The 17,252-nt window shown below is 71.4% G+C and carries 14 protein-coding genes; 8 read left to right on the top strand and 6 right to left on the bottom strand.

Annotated elements, in window-relative coordinates; all coding sequences use genetic code 11:
• The first annotated feature begins 36 nt into the window (after nt 1-36).
• On the top strand, nt 37-960 hold the full coding sequence (locus O3438_RS12255; protein WP_442929722.1) for an NAD(+)/NADH kinase: 924 nt from the start codon (nt 37-39) through the stop codon (nt 958-960).
• A 144-nt stretch (nt 961-1,104) separates the two neighbouring features.
• Here O3438_RS12255 and pgm read toward each other — a convergent pair whose 3' ends face one another.
• Both pgm and glgC read right to left on the bottom strand, forming a co-directional pair.
• On the bottom strand, nt 1,105-2,748 hold the full coding sequence (gene pgm / locus O3438_RS12260; RefSeq protein WP_269680083.1) for a phosphoglucomutase (alpha-D-glucose-1,6-bisphosphate-dependent): 1,644 nt from the start codon (nt 2,746-2,748) through the stop codon (nt 1,105-1,107).
• Nucleotides 2,749-2,779: 31 nt separating this feature from the next.
• Nucleotides 2,780-4,012 (bottom strand): glucose-1-phosphate adenylyltransferase, encoded by a 1,233-nt coding sequence (glgC, locus tag O3438_RS12265; protein ID WP_088990519.1) that lies wholly within the window; start codon nt 4,010-4,012, stop codon nt 2,780-2,782.
• A 72-nt stretch (nt 4,013-4,084) separates the two neighbouring features.
• Between glgC and glgA the strand changes: the two genes are divergently transcribed.
• Nucleotides 4,085-5,296: a glycogen synthase gene (glgA, locus tag O3438_RS12270; protein WP_269680084.1), complete on the top strand. Its 1,212-nt coding sequence runs from the start codon at nt 4,085-4,087 to the stop codon at nt 5,294-5,296.
• Here the strand turns inward: glgA and O3438_RS12275 are convergent.
• The 3 genes from O3438_RS12275 to O3438_RS12285 all read right to left on the bottom strand — a co-directional run bounded on the left by O3438_RS12275 (nt 5,289) and on the right by O3438_RS12285 (nt 7,123).
• Complete coding sequence (locus tag O3438_RS12275) at nt 5,289-6,236, bottom strand: inositol-3-phosphate synthase (protein ID WP_269680085.1); 948 nt, start codon at nt 6,234-6,236, stop codon at nt 5,289-5,291. The two genes, glgA and O3438_RS12275, sit on opposite strands and share 8 nt — an antisense overlap.
• 184 nt (nt 6,237-6,420) lie before the next feature.
• Nucleotides 6,421-6,876 (bottom strand): type II toxin-antitoxin system VapC family toxin, encoded by a 456-nt coding sequence (locus tag O3438_RS12280; protein WP_269680086.1) that lies wholly within the window; start codon nt 6,874-6,876, stop codon nt 6,421-6,423.
• Nucleotides 6,866-7,123, bottom strand: a complete 258-nt coding sequence (locus tag O3438_RS12285) for an AbrB/MazE/SpoVT family DNA-binding domain-containing protein (protein ID WP_269680087.1) — start codon at nt 7,121-7,123, stop codon at nt 6,866-6,868. The genes O3438_RS12280 and O3438_RS12285 overlap by 11 nt, the downstream gene beginning before the upstream one ends.
• 117 nt (nt 7,124-7,240) lie before the next feature.
• Between O3438_RS12285 and O3438_RS12290 the strand changes: the two genes are divergently transcribed.
• Both O3438_RS12290 and glgB read left to right on the top strand, forming a co-directional pair.
• Nucleotides 7,241-9,496 (top strand): alpha-1,4-glucan--maltose-1-phosphate maltosyltransferase, encoded by a 2,256-nt coding sequence (locus O3438_RS12290; protein ID WP_269680088.1) that lies wholly within the window; start codon nt 7,241-7,243, stop codon nt 9,494-9,496.
• Entirely contained in the window at nt 9,484-11,586 is a 2,103-nt protein-coding gene (gene glgB, locus O3438_RS12295) for a 1,4-alpha-glucan branching protein GlgB (RefSeq protein ID WP_269680089.1), read from the top strand. The genes O3438_RS12290 and glgB overlap by 13 nt, the downstream gene beginning before the upstream one ends.
• A gap of 117 nt (nt 11,587-11,703) precedes the next feature.
• On the opposite strand, the gene O3438_RS12300 is transcribed toward glgB, so the two are convergent.
• Nucleotides 11,704-12,744 (bottom strand): App1 family protein, encoded by a 1,041-nt coding sequence (locus O3438_RS12300; RefSeq protein ID WP_145784254.1) that lies wholly within the window; start codon nt 12,742-12,744, stop codon nt 11,704-11,706.
• A gap of 124 nt (nt 12,745-12,868) precedes the next feature.
• On the opposite strand from O3438_RS12300, the gene O3438_RS12305 reads away from it, so the two are divergent.
• From O3438_RS12305 to O3438_RS12320, 4 genes are all read left to right on the top strand, one after another.
• Complete coding sequence (locus O3438_RS12305) at nt 12,869-14,521, top strand: hypothetical protein (protein WP_269680090.1); 1,653 nt, start codon at nt 12,869-12,871, stop codon at nt 14,519-14,521.
• A 53-nt stretch (nt 14,522-14,574) separates the two neighbouring features.
• The gene (gene yaaA / locus O3438_RS12310) at nt 14,575-15,372 is read left to right on the top strand and encodes a peroxide stress protein YaaA (RefSeq protein ID WP_269680091.1); all 798 of its coding nucleotides are present in this window, start codon (nt 14,575-14,577) and stop codon (nt 15,370-15,372) included.
• A gap of 163 nt (nt 15,373-15,535) precedes the next feature.
• The gene (locus tag O3438_RS12315; RefSeq protein WP_269683632.1) at nt 15,536-16,213 is read left to right on the top strand and encodes a hypothetical protein; all 678 of its coding nucleotides are present in this window, start codon (nt 15,536-15,538) and stop codon (nt 16,211-16,213) included.
• A gap of 74 nt (nt 16,214-16,287) precedes the next feature.
• Nucleotides 16,288-17,247, top strand: a complete 960-nt coding sequence (locus O3438_RS12320; protein WP_269683633.1) for a TAXI family TRAP transporter solute-binding subunit — start codon at nt 16,288-16,290, stop codon at nt 17,245-17,247.
• The last annotated feature ends 5 nt before the right edge of the window (nt 17,248-17,252 follow it).

Genomic DNA, 17,252 nt, shown 5'->3' on the forward strand with positions numbered 1-17,252 from the left:
CCCGCACCGATGTGATGAGCTGTACGGGTGTCGGGGCTGGGACTTGTGCTGCACCCCACCCGGGATGTCACCGAGGTGGTCGAAATCATCGAACGGTGGGCGACCCGCCACCACAAGACGCTGTTCGTGCGCGAGGAGGACCAGCACCGCGTCCCGTCCTGCGTCGAGCCGTTGCCGGAGGGCGAGGTCCCCGTCCGCGCCGACGCGTTGATCAGCATCGGCGGTGACGGCACCATGCTGGGTGCGCTGCGCTCCGCCGTCCGCGACCCGAAGCCGGTGCTCGGCGTACACCTGGGTCGTCTGGGGTTTCTGGTCGAGATCGAACCGCCGGAGTTGCCCGACGCGCTGAGCCGGCTGCTGTCGAGGGACTTCACCGTCGAGTCGCACGCGTGCCTCGCCTGCGACGTGTGCGGTGACGACGTCGTGGCGTTCAACGACATCGCGTTGGTCCGCCAGCCGGGCGCCGGTTTCGTCAGCGTCACGCTCGCCATCGACGGCCAGCAGTACGGCTACTACCGCAGCGACGCCGTGGTGGTCAGCACCCCGATCGGCTCGACGGCGTACAGCTACGCGGCCGGTGGTCCACTGATCTCCCCGGCGGCGGACTCGGTGGTCATCACGCCGGCGGCGCCGATGGCCGGCATCTCCCGGGCGGTCGTGCTCTCGCCGGACGAGAAGATCCGGTTGGAGTTGCAGCCCAACTCGTCGCCGGTCGTGGTGGAGATGGACGGGTTGGTGTTCCGGGACGCGGCCACCGAGGGGGCGGTGGACATCTCGTACCGCCGCGACGCCGGTCTGGTGGTCCGCTTCGACCCGTTGCGCTACCAGGAGCGCAACCAGTTGAAGATGACGCTGCTCGACCTGCCGTTCCTCCCCGAGCAGCTCCGCGAACTGCTGCCCGAGGAGTTACGCCGGCGCAGCCAGGAACTCCCCCCACCCGCCGACCCCCCACCCTGCTGAAACCCGACCCCCACCGCACCGGCCCTGCGGCGTGATCAAGAGGTTTGCGTCATGCCGACCGGCGTGTCGTGACGCAAACCTCTTGATCACCGTGAGCGGGGCCCGGGGGCGGGCCCGGGGCGGGCGCGCGGGGGGGCGGGGGCGTCAGGCCTGGGTCAGGGCCTGGTCTACCAGGGTCTTGGCTTCTTCCTGGATCTTCTTCAGGTGCTCCGGGCCCTGGAAGGACTCGGCGTAGATCTTGTAGACGTCCTCCGTGCCGGAGGGCCTCGCGGCGAACCAGCCGGACTCGGTGCTGACCTTCAGGCCGCCGATCGGGGCGTTGTTGCCGGGGGCGGTGGTCAGAGTCGCGGTGATCGGCTCACCGGCCAACTCGGTGGCGGTGACCTGGTCCGGGTTGAGCTTCGCGAGCACGGCCTTCTGCTCCCGGGTGGCCGGGGCGTCGATCCGGGCGTACGAGGGAGCGCCGAAGCGCTCGGCCAGCTCCGCCCAGTGTTCGCTCGGGCTCCGCCCGGTGGTGGCCAGGATCTCGGAAGCGAGCAGGCAGAGCAGGATGCCGTCCTTGTCGGTGGTCCAGGTGGAACCGTCGCGGCGCAGGAACGACGCCCCGGCGCTCTCCTCACCGCCGAAGCCGACCGCCCCGTCGAGCAGGCCCGGCACGAACCACTTGAAGCCGACCGGCACCTCCAGCAGCGGTCGGCCCAGGTCCGCGGCGACCCGGTCGATCATCGACGAGGAGACCAGCGTCTTGCCCACGGCGGCGGCCGGACCCCATTCGGTACGGGTACGGAACAGGTGGCCGATCGCCACCGCCAGGTAGTGGTTGGGGTTCATCAGGCCGGCGTCGGGGGTGACGATGCCGTGCCGGTCGGCGTCGGCGTCGTTGCCGGTGGAGATCTGGAAATCGGCACGGGCGGCGATCAGCGACGCCATCGCGTTCGGCGAGGAGCAGTCCATCCGGATCTTGCCGTCGCCGTCCAGGGTCATGAACCGCCAGGTCGGGTCCACCGTCGGGTTGACCACTGTCAGGTCCAGCCGGTGCCGATCGGCGATCTCGCCCCAGTACGCCACGCTCGCCCCACCGAGGGGGTCAGCGCCGATCCGCACCCCGGCGTCGCGGATCGCGTCGATGTCGATCGCCGCCGGCAGGTCGTCGACGTAGTGGGCGAGGAAGTCGTACTCCCCGGTGGTGTCCGCGGCCCGGGCCCGCGCGTAGGTGATCCGGCGGACCTCCTTGAGCCCGGCGGCGAGGATCGCGTTGGCCCGGTCCTGGATCCACCGGGTGACGTCGGTGTCGGCCGGACCGCCGTTGGTGGGGTTGTACTTGAAGCCGCCGTCGTCGGGCGGGTTGTGCGACGGGGTGATGACGATGCCGTCGGCGAGACCGCTGGTCCGACCCCGGTTGTGCGTGAGGATGGCGTGCGACAACGCCGGCGTGGGGGTGTAGCCGTCGCGGCTGTCCACCAGCACGGTGACCCCGTTGGCGGCGAGCACCTCCAACGCGTCCACGGCGGCCGGCGCGGACAGCGCGTGGGTGTCCCGGGCGAGGAACAGCGGCCCGTCCAGGCCCTGCTCGCGGCGGTAGTCGCAGAGCGCCTGGGTGACCGCCAGGATGTGGTCGGAGTTGAACGCGTTACGCAGGCTGGAGCCGCGGTGGCCGGAAGTGCCGAAGGAGACCTGCTGCGCCGGGTCCGCGGGATCCGGGTGCTCGGCGTAGTAGGCGGTCACCAGGCGCGGCACGTCGACCAGGTCGGCGGGCTCGGCGGGCTGGCCGGCACGGGGGTGGGTCACTGCGGGATCCTCCTCGGTGTGTGCGGGTCGGTCACGGCTCGACCTTCTGGCCCTTGCCGATCACCACGATGCCGTTGTCGGAGACGGTGTAGCGCTGCCGGTCCTTCTCCAGGTCGACGCCGATCTCGACGCCCTCCGGAACGAACACGTTCTTGTCCAGGATGGCCCGCCGGACCACCGCGTGCCGGCCGATCTCCACACCCTCCATCAGCACCGAGCCCTCGACGTGCGCCCACGAGTGCACCCGCACCTTCGGCGACACGATCGAGTTCTCCACCAGCGAACCGGAGATCACCACGCCCGGGGAGACCATCGAGCCGACCGCGCGGCCGACCCGCTCACCCCACTGGTGGACGAACTTCGCCGGCGGCCACGGCAGCTGCTCGGTGTAGATCGGCCAGTCGAAGTTGTACATGTTGAAGACGGGGTGCACGTTGATCAGATCCATGTGCGCGTCGTAGAACGAGTCGAGCGTCCCCACGTCCCGCCAGTAGCCGCGGTCGCGGTCGGTGCTGCCCGGCACCTCGTTGTCGCGGAAGTCGTAGACGTTCGCCTCGCCCCGCTCGACGAGCATCGGGATGATGCTGCCGCCCATGTCGTGCTTGCTGGTCTTGTCCTCCGCGTCGCGCTCGACCGCCTCGCAGAGCGCGCGGGTGGTGAAGACGTAGTTACCCATCGAGGCGTAGATCTCGTCCGGCGCGTCGGGCAGACCCACCGCGTCGGTCGGCTTCTCGCGGAACGCCCGGATGCGCTTGCCGTCCTCGCCGACCTCGATGACGCCGAACTGGTCGGCCATCGACAGCGGCTGGCGGATGCCGGCAACGGTCACCGCCGCGCCGGAGGCGATGTGGTCCTCCACCATCTGCCGGGGGTCCATCCGGTAGATGTGGTCGGCGCCGAAGACGATCACGTAGTCGGGCTGCTCGTCGTTGATGAGGTTGAAGCTCTGGTAGATGGCGTCGGCCGAGCCGGCGAACCACCACGGGCCACGACGCTGCTGCGCGGGCACCGGGGTGACGTAGTTGCCGAGCAGCGTGGACATCCGCCAGGTCTTGGTGATGTGCCGGTCGAGGGAGTGGGACTTGTACTGGGTCAACACGACGATCTTGAGATAGCCGGCGTTGGCCAGGTTGGAGAGGACGAAGTCGACCATGCGGTACATCCCGCCGAACGGGACGGCCGGCTTGGCCCGATCCGTGGTGAGTGGCATCAGGCGCTTGCCCTCCCCACCCGCCAGGACGATCGCGAGCACCTTGGCAGCCATGCCACGACGCTATCCACCCGCGTCGCACTTCACCACTCGTACGGGGACTCTTCTGCACTAGGGTGCGGGGTCATGACGGAACCCACCCCGCTGCGCGTCGATCTGCTCACCCGCGAGTACCCGCCGGAGGTCTACGGCGGAGCGGGCGTGCACGTCGAGTACCTGGCCCGGGAGTTGCGCCGCCGCACCGACGTCCGCGTGCACTGCTTCGGCCAGCCGCGCACCGAGCCGGGCGTCACCGCGTACCCCGAACCGCAGGGCCTGGCCGGTGCCAACGCCGCGCTCCGGACCATGGGCGTGGACCTGGAGATGGCCGCCGGCACCGCGGGCAGCGACGTGGTGCACAGCCACACCTGGTACGCGAACCTGGCCGGACACACCGCGAAACTGCTGCACGGGGTGCCGCACGTGGTGACCGCGCACAGCCTGGAACCGCTGCGGCCGTGGAAGGCAGAGCAGCTCGGCGGCGGCTACGCGCTATCGTCCTGGATCGAGCGGACCGCGATGGAGTCCGCCGACGCGGTGATCGCCGTCAGTGGGGGGATGCGCACCGACGTGTTGACCGCCTACCCGCAGATCGACCCGTCGAAGGTCCGGGTGGTCTACAACGGCATCGACACCGTGCAGTACGCACCGGACCACGACACCGACGTGCTCGACCGCCTCGGCATCGACCCCGCCCGTCCCAGCGTGGTGTATGTGGGAAGGATCACCCGGCAGAAGGGGCTGCCGTACCTGCTGCGCGCCGCCCGGGAGTTGCCGGCGGACACACAGCTCGTGCTGCTCGCCGGCGCGCCGGACACGGCGGAGATCGCCGCCGAGGTGGAGGGGCTGGTCGCCGAGTTGCGGGCCAACCGCTCCGGAGTGGTCTGGGTGGCCGAGATGCTGCCCAAGCCCGAGGTGATCCAGGTGCTCACCCACGCGACGGTCTTCGTCTGCCCGTCGGTCTACGAGCCGATGGGCATCGTCAACCTGGAGGCGATGGCCTGCGAGACCGCAGTGGTGGCGACCGCCACCGGCGGCATCCCCGAGGTCGTGGCCGGCGACGAGACGGGTCTGCTGGTGCCCATCGAGCAGGCCACCGACGGCTCCGGAACCCCGTTGCGGCCGGAGACGTTCGTGGCGGACCTGGCGGCGGCGATCAACACCCTGCTCGCCGACCCGACACGTACCGAGCGGTTCGGTCTGGCCGGTCGCCGGCGCGCGGTGGAGCACTTCTCCTGGGACTCCATCGCCCGGCAGACGCTGGAGGTCTACCGCTCGGTCGGCGCCGACCTCAGCTAGCCGTTCCCGGCGGCGATTTGAGCAACGACGTCGCCTCGGCACAGTGACCACCACGCCCGTTCCGCAGGGCGCTGGCGGCGATGCGGATCAGGTCGATGTTGACGCCCGCGGCGCCACTCGGATCGTGCACCTTCAGCTTCACGTCGAGGCTCACCGAGGTCTCGCCCCAGCCCTGGGCCTCGACGTTGAGGTGCGCCACCTTCTGCGACCCGAGGTGCGGCAGGTACCCGAGGGGGGCGACCTCGACGTTGTCGGCGTCGTCCGACAGGGCGTTGAGCTTGGACCGCTTCTTGGTGTCGGGGTTCTCGACCAGGTTGCGGAAGTCCTCGGTGCCGCCCAGGTTGACCTGGTAGGAGCTGACCAGGGTGAGGCCCCGCTCCTTCAGGAGCCGCAGCAGCGCGTTGTGCACCACCGAGGTGCCGAACTGGCTGGCCAGGTCGTCGCCGATCAGCGGCAGGCGGGCCGCCTCGAACCTCTCCATCCGGCGCGGATCGCGGGCGACCGGGTCGGCGGTGGTGTTGACGAAGGCGACACCGGCGGTGAGAGCTGCCTCGGCGTACGCCTGGGCGGTCGCCGGTCGGCCACTCGGCGCCGAGTAGAGCAGCACCTCCGCTCCCGCCAGCGCCGCCGCCACCCGCCGCACCTCGCTCGCGTCGACGAGGCCCTTCGTGACGGGCACATCTGCCCTGGGCAGGTCGCACGGCAGCCGGGGGAAGTTGTTGGGCGGCAGGAAGATCGCGTCGGTCAGGTCCCGACCGACCTTCTCCGCGGAGGTGGCGAAGGCCGCCACGATGTCGATGTCGCCCACCCCGAGCCCGTCGATCACCGGTCTGCGGATCCCGACCAGGCTGCCGCTCTGGCGATAAAGGGCGAGCCCCTGCACCAGTGCCGACGTGTTGTTGCCGACACCGACAACCGCGACCTTCACCCGTTTGATCATGGCCGGAGGCTACGTCACCGCAGGTGTGGTGAGCCGCCCGGTCTAGATCCACTCGGCTTTCTGGAAACCGGCGTATCCGGTTCGCGTCGATACCGCTTCTTCCTTGAACACGTGTCGATCTTTCCGGCGGTCGGGGCAGCGGCCACGGCAGCGGCCGTAGGCCCGGGTCACGACCTCGCGGCGGTCAATCGTCTGGTGTGGTCAGCGTCAGGGTCGGGAAGTACGTGCGGTATCGCGACCCGTCACGGGTCAGCAGGCTGTATCGACACACGGCCGCGTGCGCGCCGATGTAGAAGTCGGCTACCGGTGACCGTTTCGTGCCGCCCAGCTTCCGGTACCGCTCATAAGCCTTGCCGGCGAGGAAGCCCGCGAGGTATGGAAGCTCCTCGCGAAGGAAGTCCCCAGCCGGCAACGCCTCGTCCAATTCTTCGATGCGGTCGAAACGGACCGACACCTCGGCGTACACGATGGGGTTGATCACCAGGTTGCCCGCGTCACGGGCTTCGGCGAGGGCGGCCCCGGACCACTCCGCCCACTTGGGGTCATCGGTCAGGATGTCCAGCAGCACATTGGTGTCGACCAGGGTCGTCGTCGCGTCGGATGGACGCGACGGCACTGCGCGAAGCCGCTCACTCGCCACGCAGCAACTCCATCAGCTCCTCGGTGGACATGTGCTCGGTCTCCTTGGCGCTCCCCCGACCCCGCATGTGGCGGACGAGACGCTCCCCACGGGTGTCGGCACCGTGCACGCGCACGATGCGGAGGGCCCCAGCGTCCTCGACCACATCGACCTCGTCGCCCTCGTGCAGGTTGTATCGCGCCCGAAGAGCTGCCGGGATAGTCACCTGGCCCTTGCTGTTCAACCGCATGCTCTGAACCTCCGTCACGTAATACAAACGATACGTGACACGTTTCGGTGCGGGACATCCGTGCCGGCGACCGCTGGAGAGCGGACGGGGGTGCTTGCCCGCGCGCGAACGGATCTCGCGCAGTAGGTTGGCGGGGTGACTGGACGGTTCCCGATCGAAGACGTCTCCCCCGTCGTCTCGTGCGGGCGGTACCCGGCCAAGGCGGTGGTCGACGAGCCTGTTCCGGTGTCGGCACGCGCCTATCGGGAGGGGCACGACGCGCTGGGCTGCAACGTGGTGTGGGCTGGCCCCGACGGCACCACACTGCCGTTCACCCGGATGCGCCCCGGTGAACCCGGCCAGGATCGCTGGCACGCCGTCATCACGCCGGACGCCGTCGGCGCGTGGACGTTCTCCGTCGAGGCGTTCCAGGACCCGTACCTCACCTGGCAGAACGCGGTGACCAAGAAGATCGCCGCCGGGCAGGGGCCGGCCGACCTGGCCAACGACCTGGCCGAGGGCGCGCGGGTGCTCGCCGCCGCCCGGGACCTCGTCCCGGCCGCCGACCGGCCCCGGGTCGCCGACGCGCTCGCCGCGCTCGCCGAGACCGACCTGCCGCTGCCGCAGCGGGTCGACCCGGCGCTCGCACTGGCCGACCTGCTCTGGGAGCACCCGGTGCGGGAGTTGGTGACCGCCGGTGAGACGTACTCGATCTGGGTTGACCGCAAGCGGGCGCTCTTCTCCGCCTGGTACGAGTTCTTCCCCCGCTCCGAAGGGGCGACACAAGACCGGTCCGGCACGTTTGCGACCGCCACCGACCGGCTGCCGGGGGTGGCGGCGATGGGCTTCGACGTGCTCTACCTGCCGCCGATCCACCCCATCGGCCGGGTCAACCGCAAGGGCCGCAACAACGCGCTCACCGCCGGGCCGACCGACGTGGGCTCGCCGTGGGCGATCGGCGCCGCCGAGGGCGGCCACGACACCATCCACCCCGACCTGGGTACGCCGGCAGACTTCCGGGCCTTCGTCCAGGCGGCCCAGGCGCAGGGCCTGGAGGTCGCGATGGACCTGGCGTTGCAGTGCGCGCCGGACCACCCCTGGGTGACGGAGCACCCGGAGTGGTTCACCACCCGGGCCGACGGCAGCATCGCGTACGCGGAGAACCCGCCGAAGAAGTACCAGGACATCTACCCGGTCAACTTCGACAACGACCCGGAGGGCATCCGGGCCGAGGTGTTGCGGGTGGTGCTGCACTGGGTCGGCGAGGGCATCCGGATCTTCCGGGTGGACAACCCGCACACCAAGCCGTTCGACTTCTGGCACTGGCTGATCGCCGAGGTCAAGGCGGTCGACCCGGACGTGCTGTTCCTGGCTGAGGCGTTCACCCGCCCGGCGATCATGCACGGCCTCGGCAAGATCGGCTTCACGCAGTCGTACACCTATTTCACCTGGCGCACGACGGCCGCGCAGATGCGGGAGTACTGCGAGGAACTGGTCGAGTCGGCCGACTACATGCGGCCGAACTTCTGGCCGAACACGCCGGACATCCTGCACGAGTCGTTGCAGCACGGCGGCCCGCCGATGTTCAAGATACGGGCGGTGCTGGCCGCGCTGCTCTCCCCCTCCTGGGGAATGTACGCCGGTTTCGAGCTGTTCGAGCACGTGGCCCGCCCGGGTGCCGAGGAGTACCTCGACAACGAGAAGTACGAGCTGCGGCCCCGGGACTGGGCCGCCGCCGAGGCGCAGGGCCGCTCGCTGGCCCCGTTCCTGACCACCCTCAACCGGGTACGCCGGGACAATCCGGCGCTGCACCAACTGCGCAACCTGCGGTTCCACGAGATCGACAACCCAGCGTTGCTGTGCTGGTCGAAGCACGACCCGGAGACCGGCAACACCGTCATCGTGGTCTGCTCGTTCGACTCGCGAGAGGTGCAGTGGGGCAACACGACGCTGGACATGCCGGCGCTGGGCTTCGACTGGCACGAGCGGTTCACGGTGCACGACGAGTTGACCGGCACCAGCTACGACTGGGGTCAACGCAACGCGGTACGGCTCGACCCGTACCTGCAACCGGCGCACGTGTTGACAGTGCGCCGCCCGACCCGGCCGACCGCGCCGGAACCGGCGGGCGCCGAACCGGCGGACCTCACCGTCGCCGACGTGCCCGACGACCTCTCCGGCGGCACCGCACCGACCACCCCGGCCCCGACGACCGGCGCGCCGACCACCCCGGCCCCGACGACCGCCGCGCCGACCACCCCGGCCCCGACGACCGCCGCGCCGACGACCCCGGTGCCGACCCCGCCCCGCCGGTCCGGCCCCGTTCCGACCCCTCCGCGCGGGTCGACCGCCCGCCGGTCCGCCCCGGCACCGACCGATGCCGCACCGAAGGACGCCCGATGGACCAGCTGATCTCCGGCGCGACACACGACCCGCACGCGGTGCTCGGCGCGCACCCCGCCGACTCCTCGACGACGATCCGCACGCTGCGCCGGGGCGCCGGCGACGTGGTGCTGCTCGTCGGCGACGAGCGGTACCCGATGAAGCGGGTGCACGACGTGGGCGTCTTCGAGGCCACCGTCGACGGCACGGTGCTCGACTACCGGGTGGAGGTCGACGGCACCGCGTACGACGACCCGTACCGCTACCCGCCGACGCTCGGGGAGCTGGACCTGCACCTGATCGGCGAGGGCCGGCACGAGCGGCTGTGGGACGCGCTGGGCGCCCGGGTCTTCGACGAGGGCGTCGCGTTCAGCGTGTGGGCGCCCAACGCCCGCGGCGTCCGGGTGATCGGTGACTTCACCGGCTGGGCGCCCGACGACGGTTGGCCGATGCGGTCGCTCGGCTCCACCGGCGTGTGGGAACTGTTCGTGCCCAACGCCCGCGTCGGTGCCCGCTACAAGTACCGGATCCTCGGCGCCGACGGGCAGTGGCGGGACAAGGCCGACCCCCTGGCCGCGTACGCGGAGGTGCCCCCGGCCACCGCCTCGGTGGTGCACCACTCGACGTACCGGTGGAACGACGCGGACTGGCTGGCCCGGCGGGCCGAACGGCAGCCGCACCAGGAGCCGATGAGCGTCTACGAGGTCCACCTCGGCTCGTGGCGACCCGGCCTGAGTTACCGCGAGCTGGCCGAACAGCTCACCGAGTACGTCACCGGGCTGGGCTTCACGCACGTCGAGTTCCTGCCGGTCATGGAGCACCCGTTCGGCGGTTCCTGGGGTTACCAGGTCACCGGTTACTTCGCGCCGACGTCCCGCTTCGGCGACCCGGACGACTTCCGCTACCTCGTCGACCGGCTGCACGCCGCCGGCATCGGCGTGATCCTCGACTGGGTGCCCGCGCACTTCCCCAAGGACGAGTGGGCCCTGGCCCGCTTCGACGGCACGCCGCTCTACGAACACCCCGACCCGCGCCGTGGCGAACACCCCGACTGGGGTACGTACGTCTTCGACTTCGGCCGCAGCGAGGTGCGCAACTTCCTGGTGGCCAACGCGCTCTACTGGTGCGACCAGTTCCACGTCGACGGGCTGCGGGTGGACGCCGTCGCCTCGATGCTCTACCTGGACTACTCCCGCAACCACGGTGAGTGGGCGCCCAACCAGTACGGCGGTCGGGAGAACCTGGAAGCCATCGCGCTCATGCAGGAGGTGAACGCGACCGTCTACAAGCACCACGCCGGCGTCGTCATGATCGCCGAGGAGTCGACGGCCTGGCCGGGGGTCACCCGCTCCACCGCCGAGGGCGGGCTGGGCTTCGGGTTCAAGTGGAACATGGGCTGGATGCACGACACCCTGCTCTACACCTCGAAGGACCCGATCTACCGCCAGCACCACCACCATCAGCTCACCTTCTCCCTGGCGTACGCCTGGAGCGAGAACTACGTGTTGCCGATCAGCCACGACGAGGTCGTGCACGGCAAGGGCTCCCTGGCCGGCAAGATGCCCGGCGACACCTGGCAGCGGCTGGCGAACGTCCGCGCGTTGCTGGCGTACATGTGGGCGCACCCGGGCAAGCAGTTGCTCTTCATGGGCTCCGAGCTGGCCGACGACCGGGAGTGGAGCGAGGAGCGCGGCCTCGACTGGTACCTGCTCCACGACCCGGCCCGCGCCGGTGTGCAACGGCTCGTCGGCGACCTCAACCGGGTCTACCGGGACACCCCGGCACTCTGGGCGCAGGACACCAAACCGGCCGGGTTCCGCTGGATCGCCGGCGACGACGTCGCCAACAACACCGTGTCGTTCGTCCGGATCGCCCCGGACGGCTCGACGCTGGTCTGCCTGGCGAACTTCTCCGCCCAGCCCCTGCACGACTACCGCGTCGGCCTGCCGGCCGGCGGGACGTGGACCGAAGTGCTGAACACCGACGCGCACCACTACGGCGGGTCGGGGGTGGGCAACCTGGGCGAGGTACGGGCCGAGGACGTGCCGTGGCACGGGATGGTGGCGTCGGCGGCCCTCCAGGTCCCGCCGTTGGGCGTGGTCTGGCTCCGCCGGGGCTGACGCGCCACCCGACAACGATGCACTCACCTCGATCAAGTGATGAAAAGTAGGTGCCAGGATCCTTCCTGACCTATTTCTCATCACTTGATCAGTGCGGCACCTTGCAGGAATCGGCCGTCAGACCAGGCCGGCGTCGCGCAGCAGTTGCCAGAGGCCGGCGCCGTCGGGCGCGGAGAGCCACTTCTGCCCCACCGGCCCCGACGACGGGCGTCCGGCCGGGGCGGGCAGGGTGCCGGCCAGCACCGACTGCGTCGGGGAGAGGCGGCGGATCGCCACCCCGGCGACGTTCTCCGGGTGGGCGGCGGCGAACTCCCGGTAGATCTCCTGGTCGTGCTGGCCGTCGTCGCCGACGAGCAGCCAACGCACGTCGGGGAACTCCTTGGCCAGCCGGGCCAGGGTGGACCGCTTGTGTTCCATGCCGCTGCGGAACCAGCGGTCGGCGGTCGGGCCCCAGTCGGTGAGCAGCAGCGGCCCGGCCGGGTAGAGGTGCCGGGACAGGAAGCGGGTCAGTGTGGGTGCGACGTTCCACGCGCCGGTGGAGAGGTAGAAGACCGGTGCGCCCGGGTGCGCGGTGACCAGCCGCTCGTAGAGCACCGCCATGCCGGGCACGGCGGCTCGGGCGTGTTCGTCGAGCACGAACGTGTTCCAGGCGGCGAGCAGCGGCCGGGGCAGCGCGGTGACCATCACCGTGTCGTCGATGTCGGAGAGGATGCCGAACTTGACCTCCGGGTCGAGGATGCGCACCGGCGCGTCGACGGGTTCGGCGTCCGGGACGCTGAGGCGGACGGTGCCCCAGCCGGGCGGCAGGTCGGCCTCGACGAGTGTGTCGACGAAGCCGCTGCGGTCGGCCTGGGTCTCGTGCCGCACCCCGCCCGCCTCGATGGTCACCGTGACGTGCTTGTTGGGCAGCGTGGTGAAGCTGCGCCAGCCGCGGACCTTGTCCAGCCGACCCCGCTGGCGGGTGTCCGGACGTCCCAGCAGCACCCGGCACATCACCCGCACCCAGCCCGGAGCGCCGTAGCCGGTGTACGCGACGATGTTGACCCGCCAGCCGGTGCGCCGCAGGCGACGCTGCACGAGCTGGTGAACGGCGTCCTCGATCCGCGCAGCCCGGTGCAGGTTCGGAACGGCCAGCTGGCCGGCGGGAGTGGGTGGCACGCGCCAACCCTGCCACACGCCGACAGCCACGGCCACGCGAGTGGCCTCCGACTGCGCCGATCCACCTCGGCGGCCCGGCGGAACGTGAAACACTCCGGTCGGGACGACGACGGGGGCGTTGGTCGTGTCGCAACCAGAGCAGCACCGTGGGCGATGGCGTCCGCGACTCGACCGGCCGGCGCTCGTCGCGCTGCTGTTCGGGGTGGCCGGTGTGGTCTACCGGCTGGTCCTGACGGTGTTCACGGTGCCGGTGTCGAACAGCGACGAGGCCACGTTCGGCCTTGCCGCACTACACATCGGGCAGGGCCGGGAACGCCCGGTCTTCCTCTACGGCCAGCACTACATGGGGATGGTGGAGTCGTACCTGGCGGCGCCCCTGGTGGCAGTGGCGGGGCCGAGCTGGCCGGTGCTGCGGTTGCCGATGCTCGCGCTGTACGCGCTGTTCCTCTATCTGATCCACCGGTTGACCCGCCGGATCTGCACGCCCTGGTTCGCCACCTTCGTCGTGGGCCTGCTCGTGCTCGGAGGCGAGCGGGTGGTGCGCGACCAGCTCACAGTGGTCGGCGGTCGACCCGAGGTGAAGCCGGCGGTGCTGGTGATGCTGCTGATCACGGTGGGGTTGGCCGCCGGCACGATCCACCGCCGACGACTCGCCGTCACCGCGTTCGGCCTGCTCGTCGGGCTGGCCCTCTGGTCGGACTGGCTGATCCTGCCGTACCTGGCGGTGGCCGGGCTGGCCCTGGTCTGGGCGGTGCGGCGGGAACTGCTCGGCTGGTCCGGTCTGCTGCTGGTGGCCGGGGTCGCCGTCGGCGTGGCACCGATGATCGTCGACAACCTGCGGGCCGGGCCGGGTGACGACTCGCTGTCGGTGTTCCGGGAGATCAGCACCAAGGCCGGGCCGCTGCCGCCGTGGTCCGACCGGATTCGGGGCGGACTGCTGGAGGGGGTGCCGCTGGCGCACGGGCTCTGCCCGGTGGACGGCTGCGGTCGGTGGCAACAGTGGTTCGGGGTGCTGTATCCGGTGCTGCTGCTGGCCGGCGCGGTGTTCGCCGCGCTGGCGTACCGCCGGGCGGCCCAGCCGCGCGGGGAGCAGACCGGCCGGGCGGCTGCGGGGCCGCGTGGGGCGCGGGTCGGGCCGGTCGTGCAGCTCGCGCTGGTCGTCGGCGCCGCGTTGACACTTCTGTCGTACGTGCGCAGCCCGCTCGCCGCGACCAGCCCGCTGGACAATGCCCGGTACCTGTCGGTGCTGCAACTGTCGCTGCCGGCGGTGCTCTGGCCGCTCTGGGTGGTGGCGGTCGCCTGTTGGCGGGGCACTGTCGGCGCGCTCGGACGGCTCGCCGGGGCGCTGTCCACCGCCGTGCTGGCCGCCCTGACCGCGACCGCGCTGCTGATCACGGTGCTCTTCGCGGCAACCGGCACCGCGGCGTCCCGGACCGAGGAGCGCCAGGCCCGGGACTTGGCCGCCGCGCTGCGGGCCAACGGTCCCCACCAGGTGTACGGGGACTACTGGACCTGCAACCGGCTGATCTTCAACACGAACGAGACGGTGGTCTGCGGGGTGCTCGACGGCGACCTGTCCCCCGGGCAGAACCGCTACCTGCCGTACTGGCGGCAGGTCGGGCGGGCCGAACGGCCGGGTTACGTGACGGAGGTCGGCTCGCCGATGGACCGGAGGCTGCGCCGGCTGCTGGCCGACCGGGCCGATGCCGCACCGGTACGCGAGGTCGGTGGGTATCGCGTGTACCACCCCGACACCCCGGTGCGCCCCTGGCGGTAGTGGCGGGTCGTACGCTGACCGGGCTGCCGCCGTTGCACCGCCCGAGGAGACCCATGCTCATCCTGCTGCCGCCCTCCGAGGGGAAGGCCGACGCCGGCACCGGACGGCGCTGGTCCCCGGACCGGGTGTCGCTGCCCGAGCTGAACCCGGCCCGGGAGCGGGTGCTCGACGCGCTGGTGGCGCTCTGCGCCGGGCCGGACGTGGAAGCCGCGCGGGCGGCGCTCGGGCTCAGCGAGGGTCAGCTCGGCGAGCTGCGCCGCAACGCCCGACTGCGGGAGGCAGCCACCGCGCCCGCCGAGCGGCTCTACACCGGGGTGCTCTACGAGGCGTTGGACCTGGCCTCGCTGCCGGCCACGGCGCAGCGGGCGGCCCGCCGGTCGATCATGATCAGCTCCGGTTTGTGGGGCGTGGTCCGGCTGGCCGACCGGATCCCCCCGTACCGCTGCCCCATCGGCGCTCGCCTGCCGGACGTGGGGGCGTTGTCGGCGTACTGGCGCACCGAGCTGGCGCCGGTGTTGGACGCCGCCGCCGGCAACGGCCCGGTGCTGGATCTGCGCTCCGGCGCGTACGCGGCCACCTGGTCGCCGCGCGGGAAGCTGGCCGAACGGACCGTCACGGTGCGGGTGCTGCACGAGCGGGAGGTCGACGGCGTGCCGGTCCGCTCGGTGGTCAGCCACTTCAACAAGGCGACCAAGGGGCGTCTGGTGCGTGACCTCCTCCTCGCCGGCGCTCGACCGCGCACCGCCACCGAACTGGTCGCCGCGTTGCGGGAGTTGAAACACACGGTCGTGGAGCAGACCCCCGCGCCCGGGCGGGCACGGCAGGTGGATCTGGTGGTCACCGACCTCTGACGGGTCGGCAGCCGCAAGATTTGCTCAAGGCTGGGCCGGAGCAGTTCCGTTACGGGGGCGCAGGGGCCACGGTAGGGACACCCAGACTCCGACGAGGGAGCCTCCGTTGACCTCCGAACCCGCAGTGCTCGACCGGCCCCGCCCTCCGACGTTGCCGTCTCCGATGGACTGGCTGACTCTGGGCGACGCGTTCGAGGCCGCCTGCCTGCTGCGCTGCACGCCGCCCCCGGCCACCGCCCGGTCGAGCACGGCACTCCCGGCGTACGCGTCGGGGGTGGAGTTCAACCGGGAGGACGCGGCACAACGGATGCGGCAACTGCTCGCCCGGCTGGACATCCCGGTCACCCACGAGGTCGCCGTCGGAGGTCTGCGCCGCCGCTACGAGCTGCATCGGCTGTGGGTGCCCCAGGAACACCGGGGCGCGTACACCCGGGTGGTGGACGCGGGTTGGTGGCAGGGGCGGCGTGAGCTGCTCGGCGGACCGCTGCCCGGGGCCTCGCCGGCACGCCGGCGGTTGGCGACCCGGCTCTCGGCGGCGGCCTGGCGCTCGGCGCTGCTGGCCGCCGGGCGGCACGTCCGCCGGCACATCCTCGGCGTGCGGCTCACCGACCGGGAGCTGGCCGCGGTGCTGATCCGGAGCGCGGCGGTACTGGACGTGCCGGCCCGGCTCCGCCCCGGCACCGGCTGTTTCCTGGTCAGCGTGAACGACGGCCCGGACCGGGCGCGGATCCTGAGCAGCGCGGCCCTGGAGCCGGCGCGCGGGCCGGCGACGACGCCCGTCACGCCTCCGCCGACGACTCGGGCCGTGGCCGCGGCGACGGCAGGACGCCCGCCCTACTGATCCCGCCCAGCGCACCGACGGAGGGCTTGCGCGCACGGGCCCGACGGCGCACAGTGCACCGCGTGAGTCGTACCTTGTCCCGCCGGCCCGGACGCCACCGCGCCGGGTGGGCGGCCCTGTTGACGGTGCTGCTGACCGCGGCCCTGACCGCGGCCCTGACCGCTGGATGCCGGGACGCTCCGACCGCGCCGACGACGATCCGGATCGCCACCGGCAGCCCCACCGCCGTCTACTACGCGTTCGGCCAGTCGCTGGCGGCCATCCTCAACCGGGACCTGCCCGACGTGCGGGCCAGCGTGGTGATCACCGCCGCGTCGGCGGAGAACGTCCAACTGGTCGGTTCGGGCGCGGCCGAGCTGGGCTTCACCCAGGCCGACGTGCTGCCCACCACCACGGCGGAGAACCCGACGGTCGAGGCCATCGCCCGGGTGTACGACGACCAGCTGCACCTGGTCACCACGGGTGGCGGCCCGGTCCGCACGGTCGCCGACCTGCGTGGCCGCCGCGTCTCCGTCGGCGCACCCGGCTCGGGCACCGAGATCACCGCGACCCGGCTGCTGGAGGTGGCCCGCCTCGGCGGCGACGAGATCCGTCGGGAACGACTCGGTCTGGACGACTCGGTGGCGGCGTTGCGGTCCGGGCGGATCGACGCGTTCTTCTTCTCCGGCGGGTTGCCGGTACGGGGCATCGAGGAGTTGGCCTGGCGCAGCGCCACCCGGATCGTGGACCTCAGCGAGTGGACCGAGCCGCTGCGCGACCGCTACGGCCAGGTCTACGTCTCCCGGGACATCCCCCGCTCGGTGTACGGGGTGGACGCGGTGACCACCGTCGCCGACCCGAACTACCTCATCGTCCGGGCCGACTTGCCGGAGCAGTTGGTCCGGGAGGTGACCAGGTTGTTGATGGAACGCCGGGCCGAACTGGCCGCCGCGCATCCGGCGGCGGGACGGATGAGCCCTCGGTCGGCGATCGTCACCGCGCCGCTGTCGCTGCACCCCGGGGCCGCGAACTGGTACCGGGCGGCCAAGCCCTGACGAGC

The sequence above is a fragment of the Micromonospora sp. WMMC250 genome, from assembly GCF_027460215.1.
GTDB lineage: Bacteria > Actinomycetota > Actinomycetes > Mycobacteriales > Micromonosporaceae > Micromonospora > Micromonospora taraxaci.